The 24,191-nt window shown below is 62.0% G+C and carries 29 protein-coding genes and 1 tRNA gene; 16 read left to right on the top strand and 14 right to left on the bottom strand.

The features are described 5' to 3' along the window. Positions 1-5: 5 nt before the first annotated feature. From AUC43_RS21670 to AUC43_RS18395, 3 genes are all read right to left on the bottom strand, one after another. Positions 6-290, bottom strand: a complete 285-nt coding sequence (locus AUC43_RS21670; protein ID WP_233254050.1) for a M15 family metallopeptidase — start codon at positions 288-290, stop codon at positions 6-8. A gap of 175 nt (positions 291-465) precedes the next feature. Then, positions 466-768, bottom strand: coding sequence for a hypothetical protein (locus AUC43_RS18400; protein WP_068197140.1), 303 nt, complete (start codon positions 766-768; stop codon positions 466-468). A gap of 1,109 nt (positions 769-1,877) precedes the next feature. Next, positions 1,878-2,285 carry an SLOG family protein gene (locus AUC43_RS18395; protein WP_068197137.1) on the bottom strand — a complete coding sequence of 136 codons (408 nt, stop codon included), beginning with the start codon at positions 2,283-2,285 and terminating at the stop codon, positions 1,878-1,880. A 193-nt stretch (positions 2,286-2,478) separates the two neighbouring features. Here AUC43_RS18395 and AUC43_RS18390 point away from each other — a divergent pair, with 193 nt between their 5' ends. The 7 genes from AUC43_RS18390 (at position 2,479) to AUC43_RS18360 (ending at position 5,738) form a co-directional block, all read left to right on the top strand. Then, entirely contained in the window at positions 2,479-2,937 is a 459-nt protein-coding gene (locus tag AUC43_RS18390) for a hypothetical protein (RefSeq protein WP_068197135.1), read from the top strand. Further along, complete coding sequence (locus AUC43_RS18385) at positions 2,930-3,250, top strand: hypothetical protein (protein ID WP_157781171.1); 321 nt, start codon at positions 2,930-2,932, stop codon at positions 3,248-3,250. The genes AUC43_RS18390 and AUC43_RS18385 overlap by 8 nt, the downstream gene beginning before the upstream one ends. A 43-nt stretch (positions 3,251-3,293) precedes the next feature. Beyond that, the gene (locus tag AUC43_RS18380; protein WP_068197128.1) at positions 3,294-3,551 is read left to right on the top strand and encodes a hypothetical protein; all 258 of its coding nucleotides are present in this window, start codon (positions 3,294-3,296) and stop codon (positions 3,549-3,551) included. 32 nt (positions 3,552-3,583) lie between these two features. Further along, positions 3,584-3,898 (top strand): DUF3846 domain-containing protein, encoded by a 315-nt coding sequence (locus AUC43_RS18375; RefSeq protein WP_082685204.1) that lies wholly within the window; start codon positions 3,584-3,586, stop codon positions 3,896-3,898. A 68-nt stretch (positions 3,899-3,966) separates the two neighbouring features. Further along, on the top strand, positions 3,967-4,662 hold the full coding sequence (locus AUC43_RS18370; RefSeq protein WP_068197117.1) for a hypothetical protein: 696 nt from the start codon (positions 3,967-3,969) through the stop codon (positions 4,660-4,662). Between the two features lie 124 nt (positions 4,663-4,786). Next, the gene (locus tag AUC43_RS18365; RefSeq protein ID WP_068197114.1) at positions 4,787-5,035 is read left to right on the top strand and encodes a hypothetical protein; all 249 of its coding nucleotides are present in this window, start codon (positions 4,787-4,789) and stop codon (positions 5,033-5,035) included. 40 nt (positions 5,036-5,075) lie between these two features. Next, positions 5,076-5,738, top strand: a complete 663-nt coding sequence (locus AUC43_RS18360; protein WP_068197111.1) for a PD-(D/E)XK nuclease-like domain-containing protein — start codon at positions 5,076-5,078, stop codon at positions 5,736-5,738. Positions 5,739-5,862: 124 nt separating this feature from the next. On the opposite strand, the gene AUC43_RS20230 is transcribed toward AUC43_RS18360, so the two are convergent. From AUC43_RS20230 to AUC43_RS18320, 8 genes are all read right to left on the bottom strand, one after another. After that, positions 5,863-6,375 (bottom strand): toll/interleukin-1 receptor domain-containing protein, encoded by a 513-nt coding sequence (locus AUC43_RS20230; RefSeq protein WP_233254049.1) that lies wholly within the window; start codon positions 6,373-6,375, stop codon positions 5,863-5,865. Positions 6,376-6,939: 564 nt separating this feature from the next. Beyond that, complete coding sequence (locus AUC43_RS18350; RefSeq protein WP_068197108.1) at positions 6,940-7,212, bottom strand: hypothetical protein; 273 nt, start codon at positions 7,210-7,212, stop codon at positions 6,940-6,942. A 53-nt stretch (positions 7,213-7,265) separates the two neighbouring features. Further along, entirely contained in the window at positions 7,266-8,594 is a 1,329-nt protein-coding gene (locus tag AUC43_RS18345) for a Y-family DNA polymerase (protein WP_068197103.1), read from the bottom strand. 2 nt (positions 8,595-8,596) lie between these two features. Then, a complete protein-coding gene (locus AUC43_RS18340) occupies positions 8,597-9,064 on the bottom strand; it encodes a LexA family protein (RefSeq protein WP_068197100.1) in 468 nt (155 codons plus the stop codon). Positions 9,065-9,617: 553 nt separating this feature from the next. Next, positions 9,618-10,304, bottom strand: coding sequence for a hypothetical protein (locus AUC43_RS21140; RefSeq protein WP_157781170.1), 687 nt, complete (start codon positions 10,302-10,304; stop codon positions 9,618-9,620). A 265-nt stretch (positions 10,305-10,569) separates the two neighbouring features. Next, positions 10,570-11,307: a hypothetical protein gene (locus AUC43_RS21345; RefSeq protein ID WP_068197094.1), complete on the bottom strand. Its 738-nt coding sequence runs from the start codon at positions 11,305-11,307 to the stop codon at positions 10,570-10,572. 102 nt (positions 11,308-11,409) lie between these two features. After that, positions 11,410-12,156, bottom strand: a complete 747-nt coding sequence (locus AUC43_RS18325; RefSeq protein ID WP_068197091.1) for a hypothetical protein — start codon at positions 12,154-12,156, stop codon at positions 11,410-11,412. Positions 12,157-12,214: 58 nt separating this feature from the next. Further along, complete coding sequence (locus tag AUC43_RS18320; protein ID WP_082685203.1) at positions 12,215-12,820, bottom strand: thermonuclease family protein; 606 nt, start codon at positions 12,818-12,820, stop codon at positions 12,215-12,217. Between the two features lie 70 nt (positions 12,821-12,890). Between AUC43_RS18320 and AUC43_RS18315 the strand changes: the two genes are divergently transcribed. Beyond that, the gene (locus AUC43_RS18315; RefSeq protein WP_068197083.1) at positions 12,891-13,085 is read left to right on the top strand and encodes a hypothetical protein; all 195 of its coding nucleotides are present in this window, start codon (positions 12,891-12,893) and stop codon (positions 13,083-13,085) included. Between the two features lie 63 nt (positions 13,086-13,148). Here AUC43_RS18315 and AUC43_RS18310 read toward each other — a convergent pair whose 3' ends face one another. Both AUC43_RS18310 and AUC43_RS18305 read right to left on the bottom strand, forming a co-directional pair. Continuing rightward, positions 13,149-14,462, bottom strand: coding sequence for a tyrosine-type recombinase/integrase (locus tag AUC43_RS18310; protein WP_068197080.1), 1,314 nt, complete (start codon positions 14,460-14,462; stop codon positions 13,149-13,151). A 149-nt stretch (positions 14,463-14,611) separates the two neighbouring features. Further along, positions 14,612-14,683 (bottom strand) — tRNA-Glu (locus tag AUC43_RS18305). 314 nt (positions 14,684-14,997) lie between these two features. Between AUC43_RS18305 and gap the strand changes: the two genes are divergently transcribed. The 4 genes from gap (at position 14,998) to AUC43_RS18285 (ending at position 17,903) form a co-directional block, all read left to right on the top strand. Continuing rightward, on the top strand, positions 14,998-16,005 hold the full coding sequence (gene gap, locus AUC43_RS18300; protein ID WP_068197077.1) for a type I glyceraldehyde-3-phosphate dehydrogenase: 1,008 nt from the start codon (positions 14,998-15,000) through the stop codon (positions 16,003-16,005). A 138-nt stretch (positions 16,006-16,143) separates the two neighbouring features. Further along, entirely contained in the window at positions 16,144-17,013 is an 870-nt protein-coding gene (locus AUC43_RS18295) for a diacylglycerol/lipid kinase family protein (RefSeq protein WP_068197074.1), read from the top strand. 37 nt (positions 17,014-17,050) lie between these two features. After that, on the top strand, positions 17,051-17,395 hold the full coding sequence (locus AUC43_RS18290) for a translation initiation factor (protein ID WP_068197071.1): 345 nt from the start codon (positions 17,051-17,053) through the stop codon (positions 17,393-17,395). A gap of 79 nt (positions 17,396-17,474) precedes the next feature. Next, positions 17,475-17,903 (top strand): DUF1622 domain-containing protein, encoded by a 429-nt coding sequence (locus AUC43_RS18285; protein ID WP_071885968.1) that lies wholly within the window; start codon positions 17,475-17,477, stop codon positions 17,901-17,903. Here the strand turns inward: AUC43_RS18285 and kdsB are convergent. After that, entirely contained in the window at positions 17,900-18,652 is a 753-nt protein-coding gene (gene kdsB / locus AUC43_RS18280; RefSeq protein ID WP_068197068.1) for a 3-deoxy-manno-octulosonate cytidylyltransferase, read from the bottom strand. The two genes, AUC43_RS18285 and kdsB, sit on opposite strands and share 4 nt — an antisense overlap. Before the next feature lie 354 nt (positions 18,653-19,006). On the opposite strand from kdsB, the gene AUC43_RS18275 reads away from it, so the two are divergent. The 4 genes from AUC43_RS18275 (at position 19,007) to AUC43_RS18260 (ending at position 24,190) form a co-directional block, all read left to right on the top strand. Further along, positions 19,007-20,002 carry a DPBB and LysM peptidoglycan-binding domain-containing protein gene (locus tag AUC43_RS18275; RefSeq protein ID WP_082685202.1) on the top strand — a complete coding sequence of 332 codons (996 nt, stop codon included), beginning with the start codon at positions 19,007-19,009 and terminating at the stop codon, positions 20,000-20,002. 115 nt (positions 20,003-20,117) lie between these two features. Continuing rightward, complete coding sequence (locus tag AUC43_RS18270; RefSeq protein WP_082685201.1) at positions 20,118-20,942, top strand: TIGR02757 family protein; 825 nt, start codon at positions 20,118-20,120, stop codon at positions 20,940-20,942. A 5-nt stretch (positions 20,943-20,947) separates the two neighbouring features. Further along, positions 20,948-21,622 carry a hypothetical protein gene (locus AUC43_RS18265; protein ID WP_157781169.1) on the top strand — a complete coding sequence of 225 codons (675 nt, stop codon included), beginning with the start codon at positions 20,948-20,950 and terminating at the stop codon, positions 21,620-21,622. Between the two features lie 126 nt (positions 21,623-21,748). Continuing rightward, positions 21,749-24,190: an endonuclease MutS2 gene (locus tag AUC43_RS18260; RefSeq protein ID WP_068197058.1), complete on the top strand. Its 2,442-nt coding sequence runs from the start codon at positions 21,749-21,751 to the stop codon at positions 24,188-24,190. Position 24,191 lies beyond the last annotated feature (1 nt).

The raw sequence follows: 24,191 nt of genomic DNA, 5'->3' as shown, positions 1-24,191 counted from the left end.
ATCGCTCATACCTCAAAATGCGGCCGGTCCTTAAACCCGGGCCAGTCGCCGCCCCAATGCACCCGCGCATCGGCCGCCTTCATCAGCCGCGCAAACTTGCTCAGCAGCAGCCCCGACCACGACATTTCCCCATTCGGCAGCAGAAACGCCACGTCCAGAGCAGGGCAGGGCAACCAGTTGTGCTTCGACTCGCCCCCGCGCTTGTACGTCACAATGGCCCCGGGCTTGGTCCGCCCCTGCGCGTACAGCTCCTCTTGGCGCGCCACCGACCGGTAGCATTCCGTAATCATGGGCAAGCCCAGCAGCCGCAGTACCGGGTCCGCTTCCCACCGGGCAAGCGCATGGGCATACGCCGCTCCCAGGCTCGGCATTGCCTGAACCAGCCGCGCTGCCTGAATCTTCCGTTCAATTGGCCCCAGCGCCGGCGCCACCCGTTGCCGCTTAGGGGCACCTCCAGCGGCTGGCTTAGTGGGCGCCATGAGCAACATCGGTAATAGAGGTTTCGGAGGAAACAGCAGCCGGTGACGCCGACGGAGCCACAACCGCCCCCACGGCCGGTAGCTGAACCACCGTTTCGGGCTTCTGGAACATCTTGCGCACGGTCGCATAAATCGTCACGACACCCACTACTACCTGAATGACGACGTGGACGAAGGTTTCAATCTCATTCGCGGTAGGAGGGGTGAAGGCCGAAGTACCGATTTCCCAGACCGCGCCGGTACTGATTATCTGGCCAATGTGGCCAAGTTTTGAGCTACTGAACAGCATGGCTTACAAAATGCTAAATGGTGAGTTGCGCTTCTGTATAAACTTACGCTAAAGTGCATATTCGGTCTGACATTTCAGCTAGATTCTGTTTATAGGATTATTCAGGGCGCATCCCCTCCGCTCCCGATGGTCGCTCCGGGGGCGGGCTGTCCAGGGGTCCGCTTCGCTTCCGTGCTGCGCACCGCTCCCGTTGGTCGCGCCCTTCCCATCCCTTGCGCATTTCAGCAGCTACTCAGCGACGCGCCAGCAACAAACCGGCAGCGGGTCAGGCAGCACCTGAAAAAGGCGCCACCAGCCCCTACCAATGCCCACCGCCCGCGCCGGCCGCGGCTTCGCTTCTGGGCTACGGAGCCCGCCGTTCGCTCCCTCTCTCCCGTTGGTCGTTCCATTGCTCACTATGGGCCCTACGCCCCGCCGCTGCGCCCCGTCCCGCGCTCTGCCCGCGCGCCTACTCCCGACACAGTGAAGCTGCAGTACCCCCGCCAACGGGGCGTCCCGCTTCCCGAGGGTCAGCCAGCCGCCCCTACCGCAAATCCACACCCCGGCCCACCTCACTCCGCGTCCAGCGGCCGGACTGCGCTTCGTGCCTTCGCTTGCCAGCAGCCCGTCGCTCCATTCGGCCGGCCTCTCGCAGCCCTAGCCAGACGCCAGCCCACCGCGCCGGCCCAGGTTGCCAATGCGCAAGGTCGCCGCTTCCCTAAGGTCAGCATCTCCCATGCGCGGCCCCCTAGCCGTGCCCCACGCACTACCCAAAAGCCTACCAGAGTAACGTCAGATTCGGCAGAAGCAAAGCCAGGGCGCGGCCGAATGCTGCGCAGGCTCCCACAGCGGCAGCAGCGGCCCCTGGCTGAATTAGGAGCCCTCCGGGCGCGTGTCCAGCGGGGAGTCCCCCGCACCCCCGAAATATGCTCCGTTTCACTCTGCATTGCCTCGGGCTCCGCAGCCGTTCTCGGCTGCTACTCCCTCATAAGGTGCCCTCCGGGCGTATGGTGCGGCTACGCGCGCCGGGGGCCTCACGGCCGGCCCCCTAGCCCCCTGGCCAAGGGCATTTAGTGGTGTTGTCTGGTCGGGGCCCCGCTAGCGGCCACCACCGCCGGCCCTGGCGGGCCTCACAGGCCCAGCCCACCCGGCACCGGGGCCGCGCTCGGTGCAGGCGCGCCCAGCCATTCCACGCGCTTGCCCAGCCTGGCGGCTTTGCGTGCAGCGTCCAGGGTGCCCCGGCTTTGCCCGTCCCACACCACCAGCACCAGGTCAGCCGCTTCCACTATCGCCCCGTTGCGCACCAGCGGCGCGGCCGGGCCGTGGGCGCGGTAGTCGGGCAGCATTTCCAGCAGCCCCACACCAGCGCCCGCCGCCCACCGGGCCGCCATGCGGTCCACGCCCGCCGCGCCCCCGCTCACCACCTGGTGCAGCTCACCGGCAGCCTGCAGCGCATCAAGCCGGACCAGCAGCGCCGGGCAGCTCACCACGCTCCGGCTGCCCACCACCGCTACCGCCATTTTTTGCACATTTTCCATACCCAAAGATACTACTTTGGCCTGTATTTTCTTCTACATTTCTTTATTATTTGTTGTAAAATAGCGTATATATTCCACCTTATTACGTATATTTGTATAGTAGCGCAAGAGAGGCTTGCGCGCCATGCGCCAGCGGCGCGAGTTGGGCCCGGCCCGCACCGCTAGTGCTTTTCACACCTAACTCTTACAGGTCATGTTTACCCATTTTCAATTCGCAGAGCTGGCCGCCGCCGCCTGGTGTGGGCCCGCACTTCATGCCGCCGGCGTTCACGTCAGCATCACCGGCAGCGCTGCCCGTCCTCAGTACGGGGTTCATTATTTCGTCGCCCAGGCCGGCACCGAGCACGGTTGGGCTTCCTACTTTGCTTGTGGGCTTTCGTGCCCCTTTGCCGCTATTACTGCCGCCGTGGCCCACTATGCGCAGGCCGCCAAGGAGCAGGCCGCCGGGCTGGCCATGCTGGCCGAGGCTGCCCAGGGCCATGCCGCCCGCGTGTTGTCGGCGGCCGAGCAGTCGTTCAGCGGCGCGCCGCTGGCCCTCCCGCAGGAGCAGGCCCCCGAGATAGTTTGCACGGTCTGCCAGGAGGGGCGCGACGCGCTGGGGCAGTGTGGCTGCTGCTATGTTCCCGCGCCCCACCTGCAGGCTTGTGCTTAGCCTGTGCGCTCCCGCCGTAGCCGCCCCCGTCGTGGGGGCGGCACTACGGGCCCCGGCGCCGCTCACGCCCTACGAGGTGCTGGCCCGCGCACAGTCGGCCAAGTACCACGCCGACCGGGCCGTGTGGGAAGTGCGGGATAATGACCACGGCCCCGGCCGCTTCCGCCGCTTGCTGGCCGCCGCCCGCCGCCGTCAGGCCGCCCGCGCTGCTTATGCCGCTGCCGCCGCTGCCTACCACGCCACGCCCAGAGCCGCCGCCGAACGGGCCGCCCGCGCCAAGTACGCCGCCAAGTACGGCACCCCCATTCAGTAGCCACCGGCCCGCGCCCCGTCGCGCGGGCCATACTGCCCCCGCCATGCCCGCTTGCCTCTCTTCCAGCTTTGAGCAGGTTGCCGCCGCCTGCTTTCCCTTGCCCGGCTGCTCGGTGAGCGGCTACGCCTTCGCCCAGGGCACCCGCTACAACATCATCATTTACACCCCGCCCGGCGCGGGCTGCCCCGACCAGTACCGCGGCACCGGCCGCAGCTGCTACGAAGCCCTGGCCGCCGCCGTGCAGCTTTTCCTCGCCAGCGCCCACGCCTACCCCGGCACCGTGGCCTACGCTCCCCAATAGCCGGCTTTTCAACCCTCAAAACCGCATTCCAGATGCCCCGCACCGCTACTACTTATCAGCCCCATTTGCTCGACCCGCACAGCGCCACGCCGCAGCCGGTCAGCCCCGCCAACGGCCGCAGCTTCAAGCTGGCCGAATTGTACCAGCTGCTCGACTGCCAGACCGTCGACGTGGTACGCCTCAGCCCCGAGCTCATTCTCATCATCGACGACGAGGGCAAGTTCCGCCACCCGGCCTACCTCAACCTGCTGGCCACCTACCTCTGGTACCAGCACCAGCCCGAGGCGCGAGGCGTCGACAGCATCGTGGGCCGCGCCATCATCTGCCACGACAAGCAATTCCGCTAGCCACAACCCACAAACGGCGCAGGGGCCGGCCGACAACTGGCCCCGCTTTTTTCTTCCATTACCGCCCCATGGCAACCCTAAAAACCACCGCCGCAGGTGCCGCCGAAGCCGCGCCCGCCGCACCCCTGACCACCACCCCGCAGCCCACCCGCGCCTACCTCACGGTCGCCGTGGACGAGGACAGTGGCGAAGTAACTGAAACCAGCCGCTTCCGCTACCTGGCCGGCCACCCCCGCCAGATTCGCTTCGACGCCAAAGCCGGCCAGTTCAACATCGGCGGCACTACGCCGCTCGGCAGCTCGCTCAGCTTCGTGCCGCTGGCTTGGCGCATCTTCCAGGACGACATTCTGAACATGGGCCGCAAGACGTGGGCCGAATTGTTCTTTGTCGACGAGAAGGGCGCCGTGTGCGCCGTGCTGTTCCACGGCTATAGCGTCGAGAACCTGTACCGCCTGATTGAGCCGCTGTTCTACGACGACCTGACCCTGGCCGACGTGAAGGTGAAGGTGCAGGCCGAGAAGAAGGAGACGACCAAAGACGGCAAAAAGGCCACCTACTACATCGCCCAGTTCAGCTACGAAGCCGCCGACCCGGCCGAAGTCGCCGCCCTGCGCGACTACGCCGCCGACTTCCCCATCTGGCGGGCCGAAACCTACACCGGACTGGCTGACATCAAAACCAGCGCCGGCTACACCGTGCCCCAGGCCGAAGACCAGCCCGCGCAGCTCGAAGCCGGCGACCCCGCGCCGGCCATCGCGGCCTAGCCACCGGACGGGGCCAGCACCGCCACCGCTGGCCCCGTCCAAATCGGCACCCGTCGACGACACCACTAACACAAACGGGCCGCCTGCGCCCGGCTCCATTCCTCACTGCTTCACTTCCAATCCCATGTTGCAACTCCCTGAGCTCCGCCAGGAGCTAACCCCGAACTCTCCCGACGAGGCCGCCCGCCTGACTGAGCTGGCCCAACTGGTCACCGCCACCGCCCCGCTGGCCGACGTGCGCGACCTGGCCCCCAAAGTGCGCAAGCTGTTTCCCGAACCGGCATACCTGGTCGGCTGCGGCGGTTCCCACATCTGGCTGCACCGCGCCAACGAGGCCGGCCGCCTGGCCTGCATCCTCGACCGCTACCAGTAGCCCGGCTGCCAATTGCTCACTGTTAACTGCTAACTGCCCCATGTTCACCAACCATCACCACCACGTCGGCCTGAGCCAGGAAGCCCACCGCGCCCTGCCCTTCATTTCCAACACCGACCTGACCGAAGCCAAAAACCGCGCCCTCGGCCTCACCCGCCAGCCCAACCCGCAGGCCCTGGCCTTCGGCAGCCACTTCCATACCGCCGTGCTGGAGCCCGACCAGTACCAGCGCACCACCCAGCGCGTGCCCTGGCAACAGATTGAGGACCTGGCCGCCGCCGTACGCCGCCAACGCTTCTGCCGCGACCTGCTCTACCGCGGCCAGGCCGAGCAGACCCACACCGCTACTCACGAATCCACTGGCCTAAACGTGAAAGTGCGCCCCGACCTGATGATTACCAGTCCCAAAACGGGGCGGCGCGTGCTGGTCGATTTCAAAACCACCAGCGCCCCCGACTACGCCCACTTCGTCGCCACCATCGAGCAGTACGACTACGACCGCCAAGCCGCCTTATACTCCGACCTGCTAGGCGCGGCCCGCTTCATCATTATTGGTGTCCAGAAGAAAAGCCCGTTCGAGGTATGGCAGTTCGAGGTAACGCCGGCCCCCGGCCTCATTGAACAGGGCCGCAAAAAGTACGAGCGACTGATGAAAGTATATGTGCAGCAGGCGCGGGCTAGCTTGCCAACCAAACCAGCTTGAGCAGCCGTGGGTAATGGCCTGCAATTAGATGCATATTTAGTCAGTTAAACACTTGAAACGCAAAAGCCCCAACCGACTGGTTGAGGCTTTCGACTGAGGTAGAAGTGCTGGCTGCGAGTATTTACTACGCGTGGTCAACAGACTCGGGGGGAGCGGCTAACTCGGCTAGCCTGGCTGCTATATCTGACATCGAATCTTCTGCTGTGTTTAAACCAGCTCGCGAGGCGAGCAAAGGGCTGACTTTGTAAAGTTCTTCGAAGGTCGTCTCGTGCAGAACAGGAACAAGTTTACCCTGAGACAGAAGTGCTGAAAGCTCTTTGTCAGCAACACCCATTTTCAACAGGGTTTGAAGAAATGCAGGGGTTACTAGCACAATTCCGGTTCTCGATTTCGCCAGTCCTTTGTCTATTTCTCGCATCAACGTTGAGCCTAGGAGAACATCTTTCTCGCTAAACCATACGGATGAACCATGCGAAACAAGCATGTCATACAGCTCTTTTGCAACCTCCTTTCTGTCATTCCATGCGTGGCATAGAAAATAGTCCCGGGTGTCTGGCACGGGTAAGTGTTGCTCGACCAATTGCTTTTCAGCGGCGAATTGTTTCTCGATATTCTCACGCACTGGTGTAAGCTCCAATACTTGGGCAGGCGTGTAGAAAATGACCGCACCACCTCCAGACCCCGAACCACCTCGCGAACCTGAGCTACTTCGCGACCCCGAACCACCTCGCGACCAGCGCGGCCTTTGGGTTCTACTCCCTCCACTTATGCTGGACCCGCCCCCGCTGCTCCCGCTACCCCCCGACGAGGGTTTGGGTGTGGCGCTAGGTATGGATACGGGTACAGGTACAGGGACAGGTGTGGGAACGGGGACAGGGTAAGAGGGTGCGGAGTATGACGGGTACGAATTGTAACCGCTATAGCGGCTGCCATAGCGGCTACCACATGCTGGGCAGTCTGCTTCCCCACTTGCTGTGCGATGTCCTCTTGATGGTGCTGTACATCTTGCCATATCTTTTAGCTTATTATTTGTAAAACTGCCCGAACTATTTCGAGTCAATATATTAAGTACAAACTTCTATATATAAGTTTCAAGTGCCATCATTTTTAGCGAGGCATTACTAATTTTTTATTAACTCGCTGGATGCGTGTTGTACAATAAGGGCCACTAAGGGAAAAAACAGAGCTTCCCTCAGGCCGCCTATTGGCCACCATCTTTCGACAGCAAAAACGAAAACCGGCTAAGGTGATTGTCGCGCAGGTTGGCCATCCACCGCGCCGCCGCTTCCGGGCTGTCCATTTCCGATGCCGGCAGCGGAAACATCGGCAACACTTCACTATTGGCTCCAAGCTCCATTCGCAGCCCATAGCCGCCCATTTGGGGCGATAATACTACTTCAAACTTGCACCCGCGCTGCTCATAGGCGCCGCAATACTCGGTGATGGATTCTGCATCCGGGATAAAATGGGGCATGACAATTAAGGAAAAAAGGTAGAAGAAATGGGCCAGTATCCGGCCCGTAAAAGTTATTTAACGACCATCAGGTCCTCCAGCCGAGTAGTGTAGGCCGGCGTGCGCCAGGCCGCCTGACCCTTCCAGGGTACCGGCCCGCCACCTTTCGGCCCCAGCGCCGCCGCCAGCTGCACGGTCCCGCGCCCGAAACGCGCATTAAGCCCATCCAGCGCCGCCATCATCTGCGCGCTCCTGCCTTCCACCGCGGCCCCTGCTGCCAACGGCGCAGCCTCCCCAAAAAGCCCCAACTGCTGGCCGCCCGGCGCTTCCAGCCCGGCCATTACCACGCCCGCCTTCACATACACCGCTCCCGGCTCCCACAGCCGGCCCAGTAGCTGTGCCGCCCGTGCGGTCAGCTCCCGCGTGTCGTTGGTGGGCACCGGCAGCGTCAGCACCGCCGAGCGCGAATGCCCGCCCGCATCCGGCCCAAACCGGCTTTTGCTGATAAACACCGTGAGAACGTGCGCCAGGTCGCCCTGCCGCCGCAGCTTTTCCGCCGCCCGCGCCACGAACGCCGACAGCGCCCCCAGCACCGACGCCCGCTCCCGCAACGGCCGCCCGAATGTTCGCGAGCAGCTGATGCTTTGCCGGCGCAGCGTCCCGTCCTCGCTCGGGGCCAGGCCGGAGCAGGGGTAGCCCTGCAGCTCGCGCACCAACCGCGCCCCCACAACCCCGCCCAGGAACTTCCGCGCCCAGGCCTCCGACACCCGCGACAGGTCCGCCGCCGAGTCGATGCCCGCCGCCGTCAGCTTGTGCGCGTACTGCCGCCCCACGCCCCACACGTCGCCCACCGGCACCTGCCCCAGCGCCCACGTCCGCCGCTGCGCTGAGTCCAGGTACAGCACCCCGTCCAGGCCCGCATCTTTCTTGGCCAGCCGGTTCGCCAGCTTGGCCAGCGTCTTGGTCGGGGCCACGCCCACGCACACCGGAATGCCCGTGCGTGCTTTCACGCCCACCCGCAGCCGTTGCGCCAGGTCGGTCAGGTTGCCCAGGTACGGCGTCAAATGCTGTTCCAGGCCGCCCAAATCCAGAAAGGCCTCATCAATGGAATAGATTTCCACCCCCGGCACCGTCGCCCCCAGGTAGTGCATCACGCGCCGCGACATATCCCCGTAGAGCGTGTAGTTCGAGCTGAACACTTGCACCTGCTCGCGCTGCAGCTGCTCCTTTACCTGAAAATACGGCTCGCCCATTTTCAGGCCCAACGCTTTTGCCTCCGCCGACCTTGAAATAATACAACCGTCGTTGTTGCTCAAAACCACCACCGGCCGCCCTTCCAACCGGGGCTGAAACACCCGCTCACAACTCACATAGAAGTTGTTGCAATCTACCAGGCCGAACATCCCTAGTCGCGGCTGTGCAGCAGCGCCGTTAGCTTGCCCGGCAGCAGCTCATGCACGACGTGCGTTACCACTCCCCAAATGTGCAGTTCTTCCCCCGTCCGAATCTGGTAGGGCTGGAACGCCGGATTCGCCGGCACCAGCCACCACGATTCCCCCCGGCGCTCCAATCGTTTCACCGTGCAGTCGCCTTCCACCACCGCTACCACGATGTGCCCATGGTCGGCTTCCAGGTGTTTGTCCACCGCCAGCAGGTCGCCCGCGTGAATCTCCGCGCCGCTCATCGACTCCCCAGCTACCCGCACCAAATACGTAGCGTCCGGGTGCCGGAACAGCAGGCTATTGAGGTCGAAAAGTCCTTCCAACTCATCGGTGGCCGGCGAGGGAAAGCCCGCCGGCACCCGGTAGCTGAACACCGGCAAGTAGGCCGTCATCGGTGCTTCAGGCACCGGAATTAGCAGTACGTCGTGCATAAGGAGATTAGGATAGTTGGAACCCCCAAATAAACGCCTACTAATTTCATTAGTTTATATCATCACTAATAATATTGGTAAGGTGTGCTGATGCTCAGGACCAAAACTTTTCTCCAAAGTGTGTAATGTATTGATAACATAGGTGTATTACGGTTGAATAAGTGTGTAGTAAATAGGGCGGCTAAGGTTGTTTGGTTGCCATGTGCTAGCTAGATTGGCAGACTTTATACCTGCTACTGCTTTGCTTATTCTTATGAAAGTATCTAAAAACGCCATCTGTAGCGCGACCTAAGACCCAGAGTCCGCACGAGCTGGACGATGCCCTCAATGAAGGAAGTCGGAAAGCTTTCAGCCGCCGCAGCCTTCTGTCCAGTAGAAAGCCTGGCCCAGTTTGCCAACCACACTGGGCCTGCTTCAGCCGCCACGAACATCGGCCTACAGTCGGATGTAGATGTAGGCCAATAATCACGGTTTTGGTGTTGTTTCATCAGGCTCTTTGTAATTGTATTTTTATCCGCTAATCCCTTGCTTAAATAACTGCACGCGCACTTTTTCATGGGCGCAGGTCGGCGGCTAAGGTAATCGTGTCGGCCTGTTGCTGCAGGACTAGTTTGGTAGCGGACTGTTGTAGGACTCGAAAAGAAAGCCTTGTTCCAGCGTGGTAAGCGGGCCCTAGGGTAGCGGCGAGTTGCACGTTATACGCGGTGGAAGTAAGCGGCCACGGCTGGTCCACCTGCCGGAAGCCCATGCCCGTAATCGTAAAGTGGTGCGGATACTGCGTACGGGCTAGGCATACCTGTGCCTGGCCTGTTGGGTCGCTCGAGGCACCGGCGAGCATTCGACCCGTTTTATCATAAACCAACACGGACAGGCCAGCAGCAGCCTCTTTTCCAAATCGCAGGTTCACGCTCACGCACCTCAAATCTGAATTCGGTGGAGCAGGTAAAGGATGCGCCTGAACGGAAGAACGCTGTGCCAAGGACTGGCCATTGAAGACCAACTGGAGTTGTTGCCCCCGCCAAGTATACCTGCCCCGGCCTTGCGAACCGACGCCAACCATATCGGTCCACTGTATAAACTCAAAATGGCGGTTGGGATAGAGGCGCAGTTCCTTGGAAGAAAATAAGGCCGCCTCCGGGCCACGGGTTTCTAAATAAACACCGGACGGCAGCTCACCACTGGTCGCACAGCTCGTTAGGCCAAGGACACATAAGCACAGCCAAGAGGAATAGATTTTCATAAGTGGAGCGCGACAACGTGCTGGTGGTAGTACCCGCTCTGGGTTGATGCGGCTATTGCCTGAATTCCACACGCGGTGGGTCAAAGATTGCCGCTCTACAAGTACAAAAGGATGAAGTAGGTCTTTTACGACTTGTAAACGACGGTTCATAGGATGTAAAAGAGCTGCGACCATATTTAAATCACCATGAAAATTAAATCACCATGAAAAAGGCCAGCCCCCAAACGGGAGCTGGCCTTTTTCATTCTATCGTTAGGTACCGCGGCTACACGTCAATGCCATACGAGCCTTCGGTGAAGAGGCCCGTGGCCGTGCGGCCATCGGCCAAGTGCACAGTGAAGGGCTGGCCGGCGTACCGGTCGGCAAACGTCACCTTCGCGGTCATCGGGTCCTCCACGTACACGAACAGGTACATGTCCACCGGCGTCGAGCTGCCGCTGTAGAGCGGAGCAAAGTCCAGGCTCACGCCCGGCGCCGATTCAATGGTGATGCCCGCCAGCGTCCCGTTCGGGCCGGCCAGCGTCACCTGCCCCGTCACTGCCCCGTCAATCACGGGGGCGGGCCCCTCCGGCGGAGCGGGAGACTGCTCAATTACCACGGGCGGGGCCACCACGACCGGGGGCGCGTCAGCCACCGGCGCCGCGGGGTCCACCAGTTCCCCGAACAGCGGCTCCGAAGCCAGCACCGCGCCGCCGTTGCCATCCACGATGGCGTTAAAGAGCTGCACTTCCTCGCCCGGCGTGCTGGCGGCCATGCTCGTGCTGAGCGTGCCGGGCAGGCCCGCCGTGCGCAGGTCGTGCACCAGCAGCGTTTCCGTCGAGACGTCCACGCCGTAGAGCAAATTAATCCGGTCCACGCGCGCTTTGGCGTCGGCCGCGCCCGCCAGGGCCGCGCCGAGGGCCGTGGCGTATTTGCGCACCCGGCCGTCGTAGCGGGCGCGCAGCTTGAGCGCCGTTTTCAGGCGCTTGTCCGCTTGTTTTTGATAGGCGGTTTTGGAAGCCATCAGAAATAAAGAATTAGAAGTAAAACCAAGAGAAACCGGGGCCCAGCCCCACCCAAACGGCCGGCGCTGGTCGGCGCCGGCCGCATATTCACGCCGTCTGGCTCAAGCCACGTAGGCAATGGCCAGCGGGTTGGTGGCGTTGTTGTTGAGCGGGTAGAGCTTCCCGTTCAGCGACTGGTAGAAGTTGACGCCCAGCACGGCCATCACCACGTCATCCGCGGTCGGGGCCGTGGGCAGCGCGGCCACCAGCGCCTGGTCGGCCATGGGGGCCGCGCTCAGCGCCTGCGTGCCAAAGGGGGCCGCCACCGTGCCGGCCTCGTAGGTGCCGGTTTCGAAGTTCATCGTTGCCACCCCGTAGAGCAGCTCGAAGTGCGTGGCGCCCTGCGGGGCCACCAGGTCGGTGGCCGGGTTCAGGCGGGGCACCGTCAGGGTCACGTCCGCGCCGGCCACGGCCACCGCGAACGGGAAAAATAGGCTCTGGCCCAGGCCGGCGCCGCTGTTGAAGTCGAAGCCCAGCAGGCCGCCGACGTTGTCCTTGTCCACCACCCGCTCGCCGCGGTCGTTGGCTTCGTCCAGGCCCACGATTTGGCGCACCCGCTGCGTCAGGCGGCTCACCATGCGCGCGTCCGAGGCCGTGGCGATGAGGGAGCGGAAGGCCGAGCGGATGAGCTTGCCGCCGGTGGCCGCGCGGCCGAATTCCGATGCGTTTTCACGCGTGCGGGCCAGCGAGGCCGCCGAGGAGAAGGCGGCTTTGTTGGAGGCAGGCTTCTGTCGAACCGTGCCGTTTTTGGCGAACACAAGGCCGCCCACCGTGCCTTGCAACCCCAGGATGCCATTTTGAGAGGCCATGAGAATAGGGAATAAAAGTTGGAGATAAAACCCGGCTGCTTTCACTTGCGCGGCTTGGTTACCAGGTGCAGCCAACCCGGTAGCGCCGCTTGTTTTGAGCATTAAAAGACCGCCACAGCTTCGGCGGCACGGCCTGGGGCACGCCGCATTTCCACAAGCCGCGCCCGGCTCGCTGCGCGGCCACCTGCTGTTGTGCCCGTCCGGCTACTTTGTGGTCCGGGTCAAAGGCCCAGGCCCAGCCCCGCACCACCATCAGCGAATCCAAAGGCACGGGGCGGCCCGCCGCGGCCACGGTTGCCGTTGGCAGCAGCACGGTGCCCAGCGTCCGGCCGTAGAGGTCCATGCCAGCCCGGGCCACCAGCACCACCCGTCCCGGCTTCAGCAGCCGCGCCATCGAGTCGGCGGCCTGCGGCCCAAACGGCTGGTCCCGCTCCGGCGCGTCCACGCCCAGCAGCCGGAACCGGTAGGTCGAGGAGCCCGCCAGCAGGATGTAGGTATCGGCGTCGACGACGCGCACCACCCGGGCCGCCTCCGCGGCCGCCGCGGCGCGGGCCGTGAACGACAGCGGCTCGCCCGTCTCACTCTGGCTCGACAGACAGCCCGCGACCAGCACCGCCAGCAGCGCCAGTTCACCTACCCGTAAAACAGTCCGTTGGGCCTCCATGCTCCGAACCTACGGACGGGTTTTAGCCGTTGTATATTCGTCTGCCACTTTCACCCCAATTGGTCCAATTATGCCCCAGGTGTGCATCTGCCCCAAGGAAGCAGCCCAGCTTACCGGCACCAAATACAGCACCGCCAAGGTGCTGCTGCAGCGCATTCGCAAGCACTTCGACAAGCCCGCCCGCGCCTACGTGTCCGTCGCCGAGTTCTGCCAGTTCACCCACCTCCCCGAGGCCGAAGTTTCCCGCGCCCTGAACGGGAAATAGGCCCACCTTCGAGTATAGCTGGAGTATAGCAAAAGCCACCCTCGCCCGACTCCGCGCCGATGCTCAGGCAGCCAAAGGCTCTACCGCGCAAATCTGGCTGTCCCGGGCCTCCGTGCTTTCGGTAACGGCTCCCTGACCCTCCCAGATGCGGCGCATGGTGTTGTGCTGCAGGTCCTCCACCACTTTCGCGTATAGCAGGGTGGTTTGAATGTTGGCGTGCCCCATCACTTTCTGCAGCACTTCCACCGGCATCCCGCGCAGCAGGCTTTGCGTGGCGAAGGTGTGACGGGCCGTGTGCGAGGTCAGCAGCTCGTATTTCGGCACCGACTTTTTCACGACCTCACCCGCAATTAGCTCCGTTACCACCACGTCGCCTGTTAGACAGGCGTACTGGCCCACCTTTTTCAGATAGCGGTTCATCACCTGGTTGGCCAGCACCGGCAGCAGCCGTTTCCGCTCGCCATCCACCGCGTACCGGTCAATGATAGCGCCCGCCGCCTCCGTCAGGTAAACGCTCACTCCCGTGCGTGTTTTGGTTTGTATCAGCCGCAGCACCCGCGACCCGTTCCACTCGTGCAGGTGGCCAGGCTGCAACGCGAACACGTCCGAGTACCGCAAGCCCGTGTAGCAGCAAAACAGCAGCACGTCGCGCACCCTCACCAAGTGAGCCGGCAGTACCGCGTTAGACAAAGCGTCCAGGTCGGCGGCGCTGAGCCACATTTTTACTCCGTTCTGGTGCTTGCTCTGCAGCTTGCGCAGTTCCACCGGCACGGGTAGCCCCAACTCATCCCGGCACCACTTTAAAAATACCTTCAGCCCGCGCACGAAGCTGGCAATGGTATTGGGCGCCAACTTCCGGTCAAAGCGCAAATAGCTCAGCACCCTGTCATGCGTGGCTAGGTTGTACGTCGTGGGGTCAAGCAATTCGCCCCTGCTGCTTTCGAATCCCAGGAGCCAGCTGCACAACATTTTTCGCTGCCTCAGGGTGTGGCCTGCGTAGCCCCGGGCCCGCAGCGCCTGGCGGTGCTGCTCAAACAACGTCGGCAAGGAGTGCCGTTGCACTACCTCAGGCTCGGGTGCCGGCGCGGGCCGCAACACCGCCCGAAGGCCCGCCAGGGTAGGGGCCTCACCGGCCGCCCGCAGCTTGCGCCACCATGCCAGCACGTTGCCCGCCATCAGTTTTAGCAGGTCATTCGCTTCCTCAGCCAGCGGATACGAGGCCCGGAACTTTTGCTTGTCGGCGTTCCAGTCGGCCGGCTTGCACTTTTCGCCAGTGGCACATTTGAGGCGGGCACCATCAAAGTACACCACCAGATGCACCGGGCAGCGCCCGGTAGAATCTTTCTTGTCGCTTCGCAACACAAATTGGGTAACCATACGGGGGGGCGTAAAGGGGGGCGTCCCTCGGATAGGGAACCCCCGGTTTCGCGTCGTGAACCACCGTGCGGGCCAAACGCAAAAAACCCGGAAAACTGCTTTCACGACGTGAGGAGCAATTTTCCGGGCCTTCCGGTTGAGTTGTATTGTAGTCCGTAGGGGAATCGAACCCCTGTTGGTAGAATGAAAATCTACTGTCCTAACCCCTAGACGAACGGACCGTGTTTGTTTTGGTGGTGCAAAGATACGGCGCGCTCCTTTCCGTGCAAGTCAGGAGGTAAAAAAAAGTGCTGAGCCGAGTAAAGTGCGTTGTTTTTCAGGCTCAAAAATATTTCAATTCGTTTTCTGAGATGCTGCGGTAGGGCTGGCTTTGGCAAAATGTGGTCATCGATAAGCTCATGAGGAGCGTAAGAGAAGTAAACAGGGCACTGCCGGTTCCTGATGTTAGCGAACCCGCTTTGGTCCTGCTATCTTCGCCCCGCGTTTCAACCGGCTGCCAGCGTGGCAGCCAGACACCTATTTTTCCAGTTTTCCAATGGCAAAAATCAAAGTCGCCATCAACGGCTTCGGCCGCATCGGCCGCCTCACCTTCAAGTCGCTGCTTGGCCGCGACAACGTAGAAATTGTCGCCATCAACGACTTGACCGACAACAAGACGTTGGCCCACCTGCTGAAATACGACTCCGTACACGGCCGCTTCGACGGCACCGTGAGCTACGACGAGGAAAGCCTGACCGTAAATGGCCAGCGCATTGCGGCGCTGGCCGAGCGCGACCCCAAACTGCTGCCCTGGGGCAAAATGGGTGTTGACGTGGTGCTGGAGTCCACGGGCCGCTTCGTAGATGAAGCCGGCGCGGGCCAGCACATCACGGCTGGTGCTAAGAAGGTGGTGATTTCAGCCCCCGCTACCGGCAACATCCCCACCGTGGTGTTGGGCGTGAACGAGGACATCCTCACCGGCAACGAAACCATTCTGAGCAACGCCAGCTGCACCACCAACTGCCTGGCCCCGATGGCCAAGGTGCTCGACGATGCCTTTGGTATCGAGAAAGGCTACATCACCACGGTGCACGCGTACACTTCGGACCAGAACCTGCAGGATGCGCCCCACAAGGACCTGCGCCGCGCCCGCGCGGCGGCTTACAGCATCATCCCCACCAGCACCGGCGCCGCCAAAGCCGTGGGCCTGGTGCTGCCCAAGCTGAAAGGTAAGCTGGATGGCCTTGCCATGCGCGTGCCCGTTCCGGATGGCTCGATGACCGACCTGACCGTTATCCTGAAGCGGGAAGTGACCAAAGAGGAAATCAACCAAGCCCTGAAAACGGCCGCTGAAGGCCCCATGAAAGGCATCATCGAATTCGCTACCGACCCGCTGGTGAGCATCGACATCGTGGGCAACCCCCACAGCTGCATCTTCGACTCGGAGCTGACTTCGGCCAACGGCACGCTGGCCAAGGTTATCGGCTGGTACGACAACGAAACCGGCTACTCGACCCGCACGGCTGATTTGATTCAGAAGCTCGGCGAGCAGATGAACGGTTAATTGCTGCGCTCGTAAAAAACGCCGCTCGCTTTGCCACTCGTGGCGGGGCGGGCGGCGTTTTTTCATGCCGCCCGGTCGTAGCCGGCCTAGCCAACTTTTTTCTTTCCTCATCCGCCAAGCACGCGCTGGGCGTTGCCCATGCCCAAAACCTGTTTTATTCTGAACCCCATTGCTGGACCCAGCCGTCGCTACGACATGCCGGCGCTGATAGCGCAGCATTTTGGCGCGCTGGAAGGCAACTATGAAATTCGCCTCACCCAAGCGGCCGGCCACGCCGTGGAGCTGGCCCGGGCGGCCTCGGCTGAAGGCTTCGAGGTAGTGGCCGCCGTGGGCGGCGATGGCACCATCAACGAAGTAGGGCGGGGGCTGCTGGGCACGGCGGCGGCCCTGGGCATAGTGCCGCAGGGCTCCGGCAATGGCCTGGCCCGCCACTTAAAGGTACCGCTGGGCTTGCCGGCGGCCCTGCGGCGGCTGGCCACCCCCGATTTCAGCCGCATGGACGTGGGCACGATGAACGGCCACCCGTTTTTTTGCACGGCCGGGCTGGGGTTTGATGCGCACGTGAGCCAGCACTTTGCCCTGGCCGGCTCGCGCGGCCTGAGCACCTACCTGCGCGTAACGCTGCGCGAGTACCGCCGCTACCTGCCGGTGCCGGTGCGGGTTGAGCTGGACGGGCAGGTGGAAGAAACCAATTGCTACGTGCTGGCCTTTGCCAATGCCTCGCAGTACGGCAACAACGCCTACATTGCGCCCTTGGCCGACCTGCGCGACGGCCTGCTCGACGTGTGCCTGATTGACGCCCTGCCCGTAATTCGGGCCATGAAGGTGAGCCTGGGCATGGCCCTCGGCAACCTGCCCCAATCCAATGCCGCCGAGTACTTTCGGGTGGCGCGCGGCCGGGTCACGGCCCAGGCGCCCATCGGCTTCCACGTCGACGGCGACTACCTGGGGCACGATATCGAGTTTGTAATTGACCTGCTGCCCATGGCATTGGCGGTAGCAGTATAAGGAAGCCAGATACCAGATGTGCTAAAGTATTGCTGTTATGAAAGCTGATAAAAACCAAAGGCAGGGCGTGGTGTACTCCACCAACCCCGATTTTACTTACCAAACCGATGAGGCGGCCGCCGCTATTACGCTGCCGCCCCAGCAGCAACAGCTGCGCGTGCAGCTCGACAAAAAGCAGCGCGGCGGCAAGCAAGTGACGCTAGTTACGGGCTTTGTGGGCACCGATGCCGATATGCAGGCCCTAGGCAAGCTGCTCAAAACCAAGTGCGGCGTGGGCGGCAATGCCAAGGACGGCGAAATCCTGGTGCAGGGCGACTTCCGCGACAAGGTGCTGGATGTGCTGCTGAAAGAGGGGTATAAGGCCAAAAAGGCCGGCGGCTAAGTGCCATTGGCTCAACTCAGGACCGCATCGTATTCGCCCCGCTCTTTTCAGCTCCACTGCTTTTCACTCACCTGCTGCTATGCCCCAATTTCCCAACCTGCCCGAAGCCCCTCATGATATAACGTCGCTGCACGGCCAGGCCGAGAGCGCCGTCATCAATGCCGTGCTGTGGCTGAAACTGGGCGTGGAAACGGTGGGCGCCACCATCATTGCGCTGGGCATTCTCACCGCGGGCTGGCTGCTGGTGAAGGCCCTGGTCAAGCGCCAAACGGCGGATTTTACCGCCATTCGATTGGCCTTGGCGCGGTACCTGGCGTTGGCGTTAGAGTTTCAGCTGGGCGCCGATATCCTCTCCACGGCCATTGCGCCAAGCTGGGAGCAGATTGGGAAGCTCGGCGCCATTGCCGTAATCCGGACGGCCTTAAACTACTTCCTGTCGCGGGAAATGCGCGAGGAACGCCACGAGGCCAGCCCCGAAGAAGAAGTGGTGAGCCGCGTGGAAGGCTAAAGCGCGGCCAGCCGGGCGCGGGCCTTTTCCACGTCCTCGGGCGTGTCAATCCCGAACGCATCCAGCTCCGTTTTTGCGCAGGCTATCTGGAAGCCCGCCTCCAGCCAGCGCAGCTGCTCGAGGCTCTCGGCGGCTTCGAGGGGCGATACGGGCAACTGCGTGAGCTGCTCCAGCACACTTGGCTTGTAGGCGTACAGGCCCAGGTGGCGCAGGTAGCGGTGGTGGGCCAGCCACTCGGTGGTGCCGCGCTGGCGCTGATAGGGCAGGGGGTGGCGGCTGAAATACAGGGCGTGCCCGCGCTGGTTGAGCACCACCTTGGGCAGGTGCGGGCTGAACAGCTCTTCTTCCGAAACCACGGGCTTGACCAGCGTGGCAATGTCCGGCGCAGTGGCCTCGTCGGCGAATAAGTCGGCCAAGGCGTTGATTTGGGCGGGATGAACAAATGGCTCATCGCCTTGAATGTTGACGATGCAATGCACCTCGGGCGGGCTGCCCAATTGCTGGAAAGCCTCCCACAGCCGGTCGGTGCCGCTGGGGTGGTCGGGCTGCGTGAGCACCGCCTCGCCCCCAAAGCTGCGCACGTGCTCCAGGATGCGCGCATCATCGGTGGCTACTACCACGCGGGCCAGGTTGGCTTGCTTGGCCTGCGCCACCACCCGCTGAATCATGCTGAGGCCGCCCAGGTCGACGAGGGGCTTGCCGGGCAGGCGGGTAGAAGCAAAACGGGCGGGAATGAGGCCAAGAACCATGCGAAAGGAAGGTGGGGTAAAGGAGACACTCACAAAAAGCTGGTTCAAAGAACGGGCCTGGAGCGCTTTGTAGCACCTGCGGCTGCGGGACTGGCGCCGGGGCTCCTGGCTCAATTTCCAGCAGTTTCTAGTTTCAACCTTTTTTCAAGGAGGCTGGCGAAGTTGGGCTGGCTGTCTGGATAAGCTCCCGCGGCGCCTGTTTCGTGGCGGCGGTTTTAGTCCTACCTAGGCTTGAGCTTCAATTTAAAATAAGCTGGCGTCAATTGACCGGTAGTTTTTGCGTTATTTTGTCTTTACTGGCCGGTCAATAGGTTCTATGGGCAGGGGTGGTATGGATTTCGCAAGGTTGATTTTATGACTATAGTTCTTTCACTGTTAACGTTATTGGCGCTGGGCGGGCCGGGTCCCGCAAAAGCCGGCCACTCGAAAAGCGCGCCTACTGACTCCATTGGCGTGGAGTTTCGCGGGGGCCAGCGCTTTGTGAAGCACCGCATCACGGCCGGGGAAACGCTGTCGGCCCTCTCGCGCCGCTACCACGTGTCGCTCGACCAGCTCAACGCCGCCAACCCACAGATTAAAAACGGCCTGGGCATTGGCCAGATAGTGTACGTGCCCCGTCCGGCGGCTGGCAAAGCCGCTGCGCCGGCCACCGCCAAAGCCCCGGCTGCCGCACCGGCGTCGGCCGCTCCGGCCGGGGGCGCGGCGCCAGCCCGCTACACCGTGGCCAAGGGCGAAACGCTGTTTGGCATTGCCCGGCGCTTCCAGCTCTCGCCCGACGACCTGATTAAGCTGAACAAGCTGCCCGCCAGCGGCAAGGTGCGCGTGGGCCAGCAATTGGTTCTCACGGCCCCGGAGGCCAGCACGGCAGCCGCTGCCGCTCCGGCCCCGGCTCCCAAGCCGGCTCCGGTTCGCCCCGCCGAGTTGGAAGCCATTCCTGCAACGCCAGTGACCAAAACGCCCGCGCCGGCGCCCGACAAGCCGGCCCAGGTTGCGACCGTGACGCCTGCGGCCCCCGCCGAAAAGGAGAAGGAGGAAACCCAGAAAGAAGAGCGCACCCCCAATCGCGCCAGCGAAGTACTGGCCCGCGTGGTAGAAAACGGCCTGGGCGCGCCCATCGACAAAAGCCTGACCGACAAGTACCTGGCCTTGCACAAAACGGCCCCGGTGGGCACCATCATGCAAGTGAAAAACAGCATGAACGGCCTCTCGGTGTACGTGCGCGTGATTGGCAAGCTGCCCGATACCGGCGAGAACAACAACATTCTGGTGCGCCTCTCGCCCCGGGCCATGCAAAAGCTGGGCACGGCCGACTCGCGCTTCCGGGTAGAAACCAACTACATCCCGCAGTAGAGCGGCGGTTGAGTAGTTAGAGAAGTAGAACGTCATGCTTAGCGGAGCCGAAGCATCTCTACCGCGAGAGTAATTCATTTACTACTGCGGTAGAGATGCTTCGGCTTCGCTCAGCATGACGTTCTCTATTTGTTGTCTTTTTAACCAGTCCCTTCGCGCTTTCCTTTTGAAAATAGCCCAACTTCGCGAGCAGCTCGATGCGCAATACGAGCGGTACAACCGCCCGGAGTTCATCGCCAACGACCCCATCCAGATTCCGCACCGCTTCACGCAGCGGCAGGATGTGGAAATCAGCGCGCTGTTTGCGGCGCTGCTGGCCTGGGGGCAGCGGCCCACCATCATCAACAAGTGCAACGAACTGCTGCGCCGCATGGACGACGCCCCGTACCAGTTCATCACCCAGCACCAGGACGAGGACCTGAAGCGCCTGCTGGGCTTCTGCCACCGCACTTTCTGCGATACCGACCTGTTGTACTTCGTGCACTGGCTGCGCTGGTGGTACGGGGCCAACGACACGCTGGAAACGGCATTTCTGCAAGGTACTACGCAGCGGGAGCGGCTGGAAGGCTTTCACACCCTGTTTTTCAGTCTGCCCGATGCGCCCGGCCGCACCCGCAAGCACGTGGCCACGCCGGCCCGCGGCTCGGCCTGCAAGCGCGTGAATATGTACCTGCGCTGGCTGGTGCGCCGCGATAGCCACGGCGTCGACTTCGGCCTCTGGGCCCGGCTATCCATGGCCGACCTCATCATGCCCATCGACTTGCATGTGGAGCGCCAGGCCCGCCCGCTGGGCTTGCTCACCCGCAAGCTGGTAGACTGGCAAGCCGCTGAGGAGCTCACGGCTAATCTGCGATTACTGGACCCCATGGACCCGGTGAAGTATGACTTTGCGCTGTTTGGCGAAGGAGTGAGTGAACGCTGGCCCGTTAAGCAGCCTTAAAAAATATGAGAAGAGAATTTGAATTTGTCGTGCCCAACACCAGCCGGATATGTTTGATATGGTTGGGCGGCATAGCGGCGGCAATTGCCCTTGCCATAGGTAGCGTACAGGTAACCAGACTAGACAAGGATACAGCATTTATCGCACTGATGCTCTTGCTGCTGGGCGGGGCCTATGGCTTGTTTAAGCTAACCAAAAAGTATGGAGGTCGCCCAACGCTTGTGACGTTAGCTGATGATAATATTACCGTGTTGGACCAGCACTCGGAGGAACTGCGGCACATCGTTTTTGCTGACATCAGCTCTTACCGTTTTTCCGCATTTAATGGTGCTGAGGAATTGCGAATGAAGCTGAAAGACGGCACCAAGCAAAAAATTGGTATCAATACTAACCTTTACGGTGAACAGAGCCTAGATGAACTAGTGCGGGAGTTCGAGGCTGCCCTAGCGCTCCATCAGCCCACGGCCGGGCAGGAAGATGCTATAATGCGTGAAAAAACTTTTTTTGAAAAGAAGATTTCCACGGTCGTCTTTGTATTGTTTGGGGCTTTGATAGCGTGGGTCGTTTGGATGATAACAATGTCGGAGAAGCCCATTCACGGGAACATGCTCACAGGTTTTGCCAGTTTTATTGCATATGCTGTGGCTTGGCACCGGGCCAGGGAACGGCGCCGGGCTTGAGGTGGGCGCTAGCGAAGCATGGCGTCATTCAAAGAATGGTAACTAACCTGTGATCTAAGCGAATCTTCCCGCCTTCTTAGCTGTTTACCTTCGCATCCTATCCTGATATACCGAAAGACTACTTTCTTGCTGCTACCCCAAAACTTCGAACAAAAAATAGGCTTCACCACGCTGCGCGAGCAGCTCGAAGCCAATTGCCTTTCCGCCCTGGGCCGGCAGTACGTGGCCCGCATGGAGTTCCAAACCAAGCACGAGCCCCTGCTGAAGCTGCTGCAGCAGGCCGATGAGTTTGCCTACCTGTTGCGCTCCGGCGCCGATTTTCCCGCCTCGCACTACTACGACCCCCAGGCCCACCTCAAGCGCGCGGCCCTGCCCGGCGCTTACCTCGACGTAGCGGCCTTCTTTGAGGTGAAAATGAGTTTGCGGACCATCCGCCAGGCGCTCACGTTTTTCACCCAGGCCGATGCCGGCCTATACCCCACGCTGCGCCTGCTGGGCATAGGCGTGCAAGTAGACCGCAACTTGCTGGCCGCTATGGACAAAGTGGTGGACGACGAGGGCCAAGTGCGCGACGACGCCTCGCCGCTGCTGCGCCAGATCCAGCAGGAGCTGATTGCGCGCCAGGGCCAGCTGCGCAAGCAGATTGCCGGCATCCTGCGCCACGCCAAGAGCGAGGGCTGGATTCCGGGCGACGCCGAGCCCACCATTCGCGGTGGGCGCCTGGTGCTGCCGGTTATTGCCGAGCACAAGCGCCGGGTGAAGGGCTTGATTCACGACGAGTCGGCCTCCGGCCAAACGGTGTACATCGAGCCGGCCGAGGTATTCGAGCTCAACAACGACATCAAGGACCTCGACAACGCCTACCACCGCGAGCTGATTCGCATCCTCACGGCCCTGACTGACCAGCTGCGGCCCCACATTCCGGACCTGCGCAAGGCCTATTCATACCTGGGCCTGATTGACTTTATCCGGGCCAAAGCCCGGCTGGCCGTGGCCCTGAATTGCCGCCTGCCGGTGATGCACAGCAAGCCACTGCTGAAGTGGCACGGCGTGCGCCACCCGCTGCTGCAGCTGGCCTTTGCCCAGCACAAGCGCGAAAACGGCGACCCCCGCGAAGTAGTGCCGCTGGACCTGGAGCTGAACCACGAGCAGCGCATCCTGATTATCTCGGGCCCGAACGCCGGTGGTAAATCCGTGGCGCTGAAAACGGTGGGGTTGGTGCAGTTCATGCTGCAGATGGGCCTGCTGATTCCGTGCGCCGATAATTCCGAAGCCGGGGTGTTCGAGGATATTTTCCTGGACATCGGCGACGAGCAGAGTCTGGAAAATGACTTGAGTACCTACTCGTCGCACTTGCTGGCCATGAAGCAGTTTTTGCTGCTGGCCGGCAAGAAAAGCTTGGTGCTGATTGACGAATTCGGTACCGGCACCGAGCCCAGCCTGGGCGGCGCCATTGCCGAAGCCGTGCTCGACCAGCTCAACCAGGCCCGGGTGTACGGCGTCATCACCACGCACTACACCAACCTGAAGAACTTCGCCGAGCGCACCCCGCACCTCGTGAACGGCGCCATGCGCTACGACCCCGAGAAGCTGCAGCCGCTCTACCGCCTCGAGGTGGGCAAGCCGGGCTCCTCGTTTGCCATCGAAATTGCCCGAAAAATTGGGCTGCCCAAGAGCGTGGTAGAGCGCGCGTCGCAGCTGGTGGGCAAAGACAAAATCCGCTACGACCGCCTGCTCGAAGGCCTCGAAAAAGAGAAAACCGAACTGGAAGCCCGCACCGCCGAAGCCACCAAGCAGGAAAAGCGCCTCAAGCGCGCCGCTCAGGAATACACCGACCTCAAGCAGCACCTCGAAGACACGCGCCTCGAAACCCTGCGCAACGCCAAGCAACAAGCCAAAGCGCTGCTGCAGAATACCAACCAGCAGATAGAGGCCACTATTGGCGAAATCCGGCGCGGCCAGGCCGATAAGGAAATCAACAAAAAGGCCCGCGAGAAGCTGGATACGTTCGTGCGGACTGAGCTGCAGATTGAGCCGCCCAAGCCCAAAGCCAGCCGCGAGCGCGCCGAAGCCGGCGACCTCCAGCCCGGCGACAAAGTGGCCCTGTTCGGCCAGGAAGGGCACGGCGAACTGGTCAGTGTGAAAGGCAAAACCGCCGAAGTCCTCTTCGGTGGGCTGAAAACGCTGGTGAAAATCAGCCAGCTTGAGAAGCTGGGCCGCGCCGAAATCCGCGAGCGGGAGCAAGCGGCCAAAGCCAAGAAATCGAAGCTCAGCGGCGGTGGCTCCGGCGGCAACGGCGTGAACATCACCGACCGCATGGCCGGATTCAGCCCAACGCTGGACCTGCGCGGCGAGCGCGCCGAAGACGCCCTCACCAAAACCATGAGCTTCGTGGACGACGCCGTGATGCTTGGTATGCCCGAAATCAAGTTCCTGCACGGCCGCGGCAACGGTGTGCTCCGGCAAGTGGTGCGCGACTACCTGCGCTCGCAGCGCGCCGTAGCCAGCGTGGGCGACGAGCACGCCGACAGGGGCGGGGATGGCGTGACCATAGCGGTGCTGAAGTAAC

This window comes from Hymenobacter sedentarius, assembly GCF_001507645.1.
Lineage (GTDB): Bacteria > Bacteroidota > Bacteroidia > Cytophagales > Hymenobacteraceae > Hymenobacter > Hymenobacter sedentarius.
Note: the sequence above shows the minus strand (reverse complement) of the source record. Positions and strands in the feature narration are given on the sequence as shown.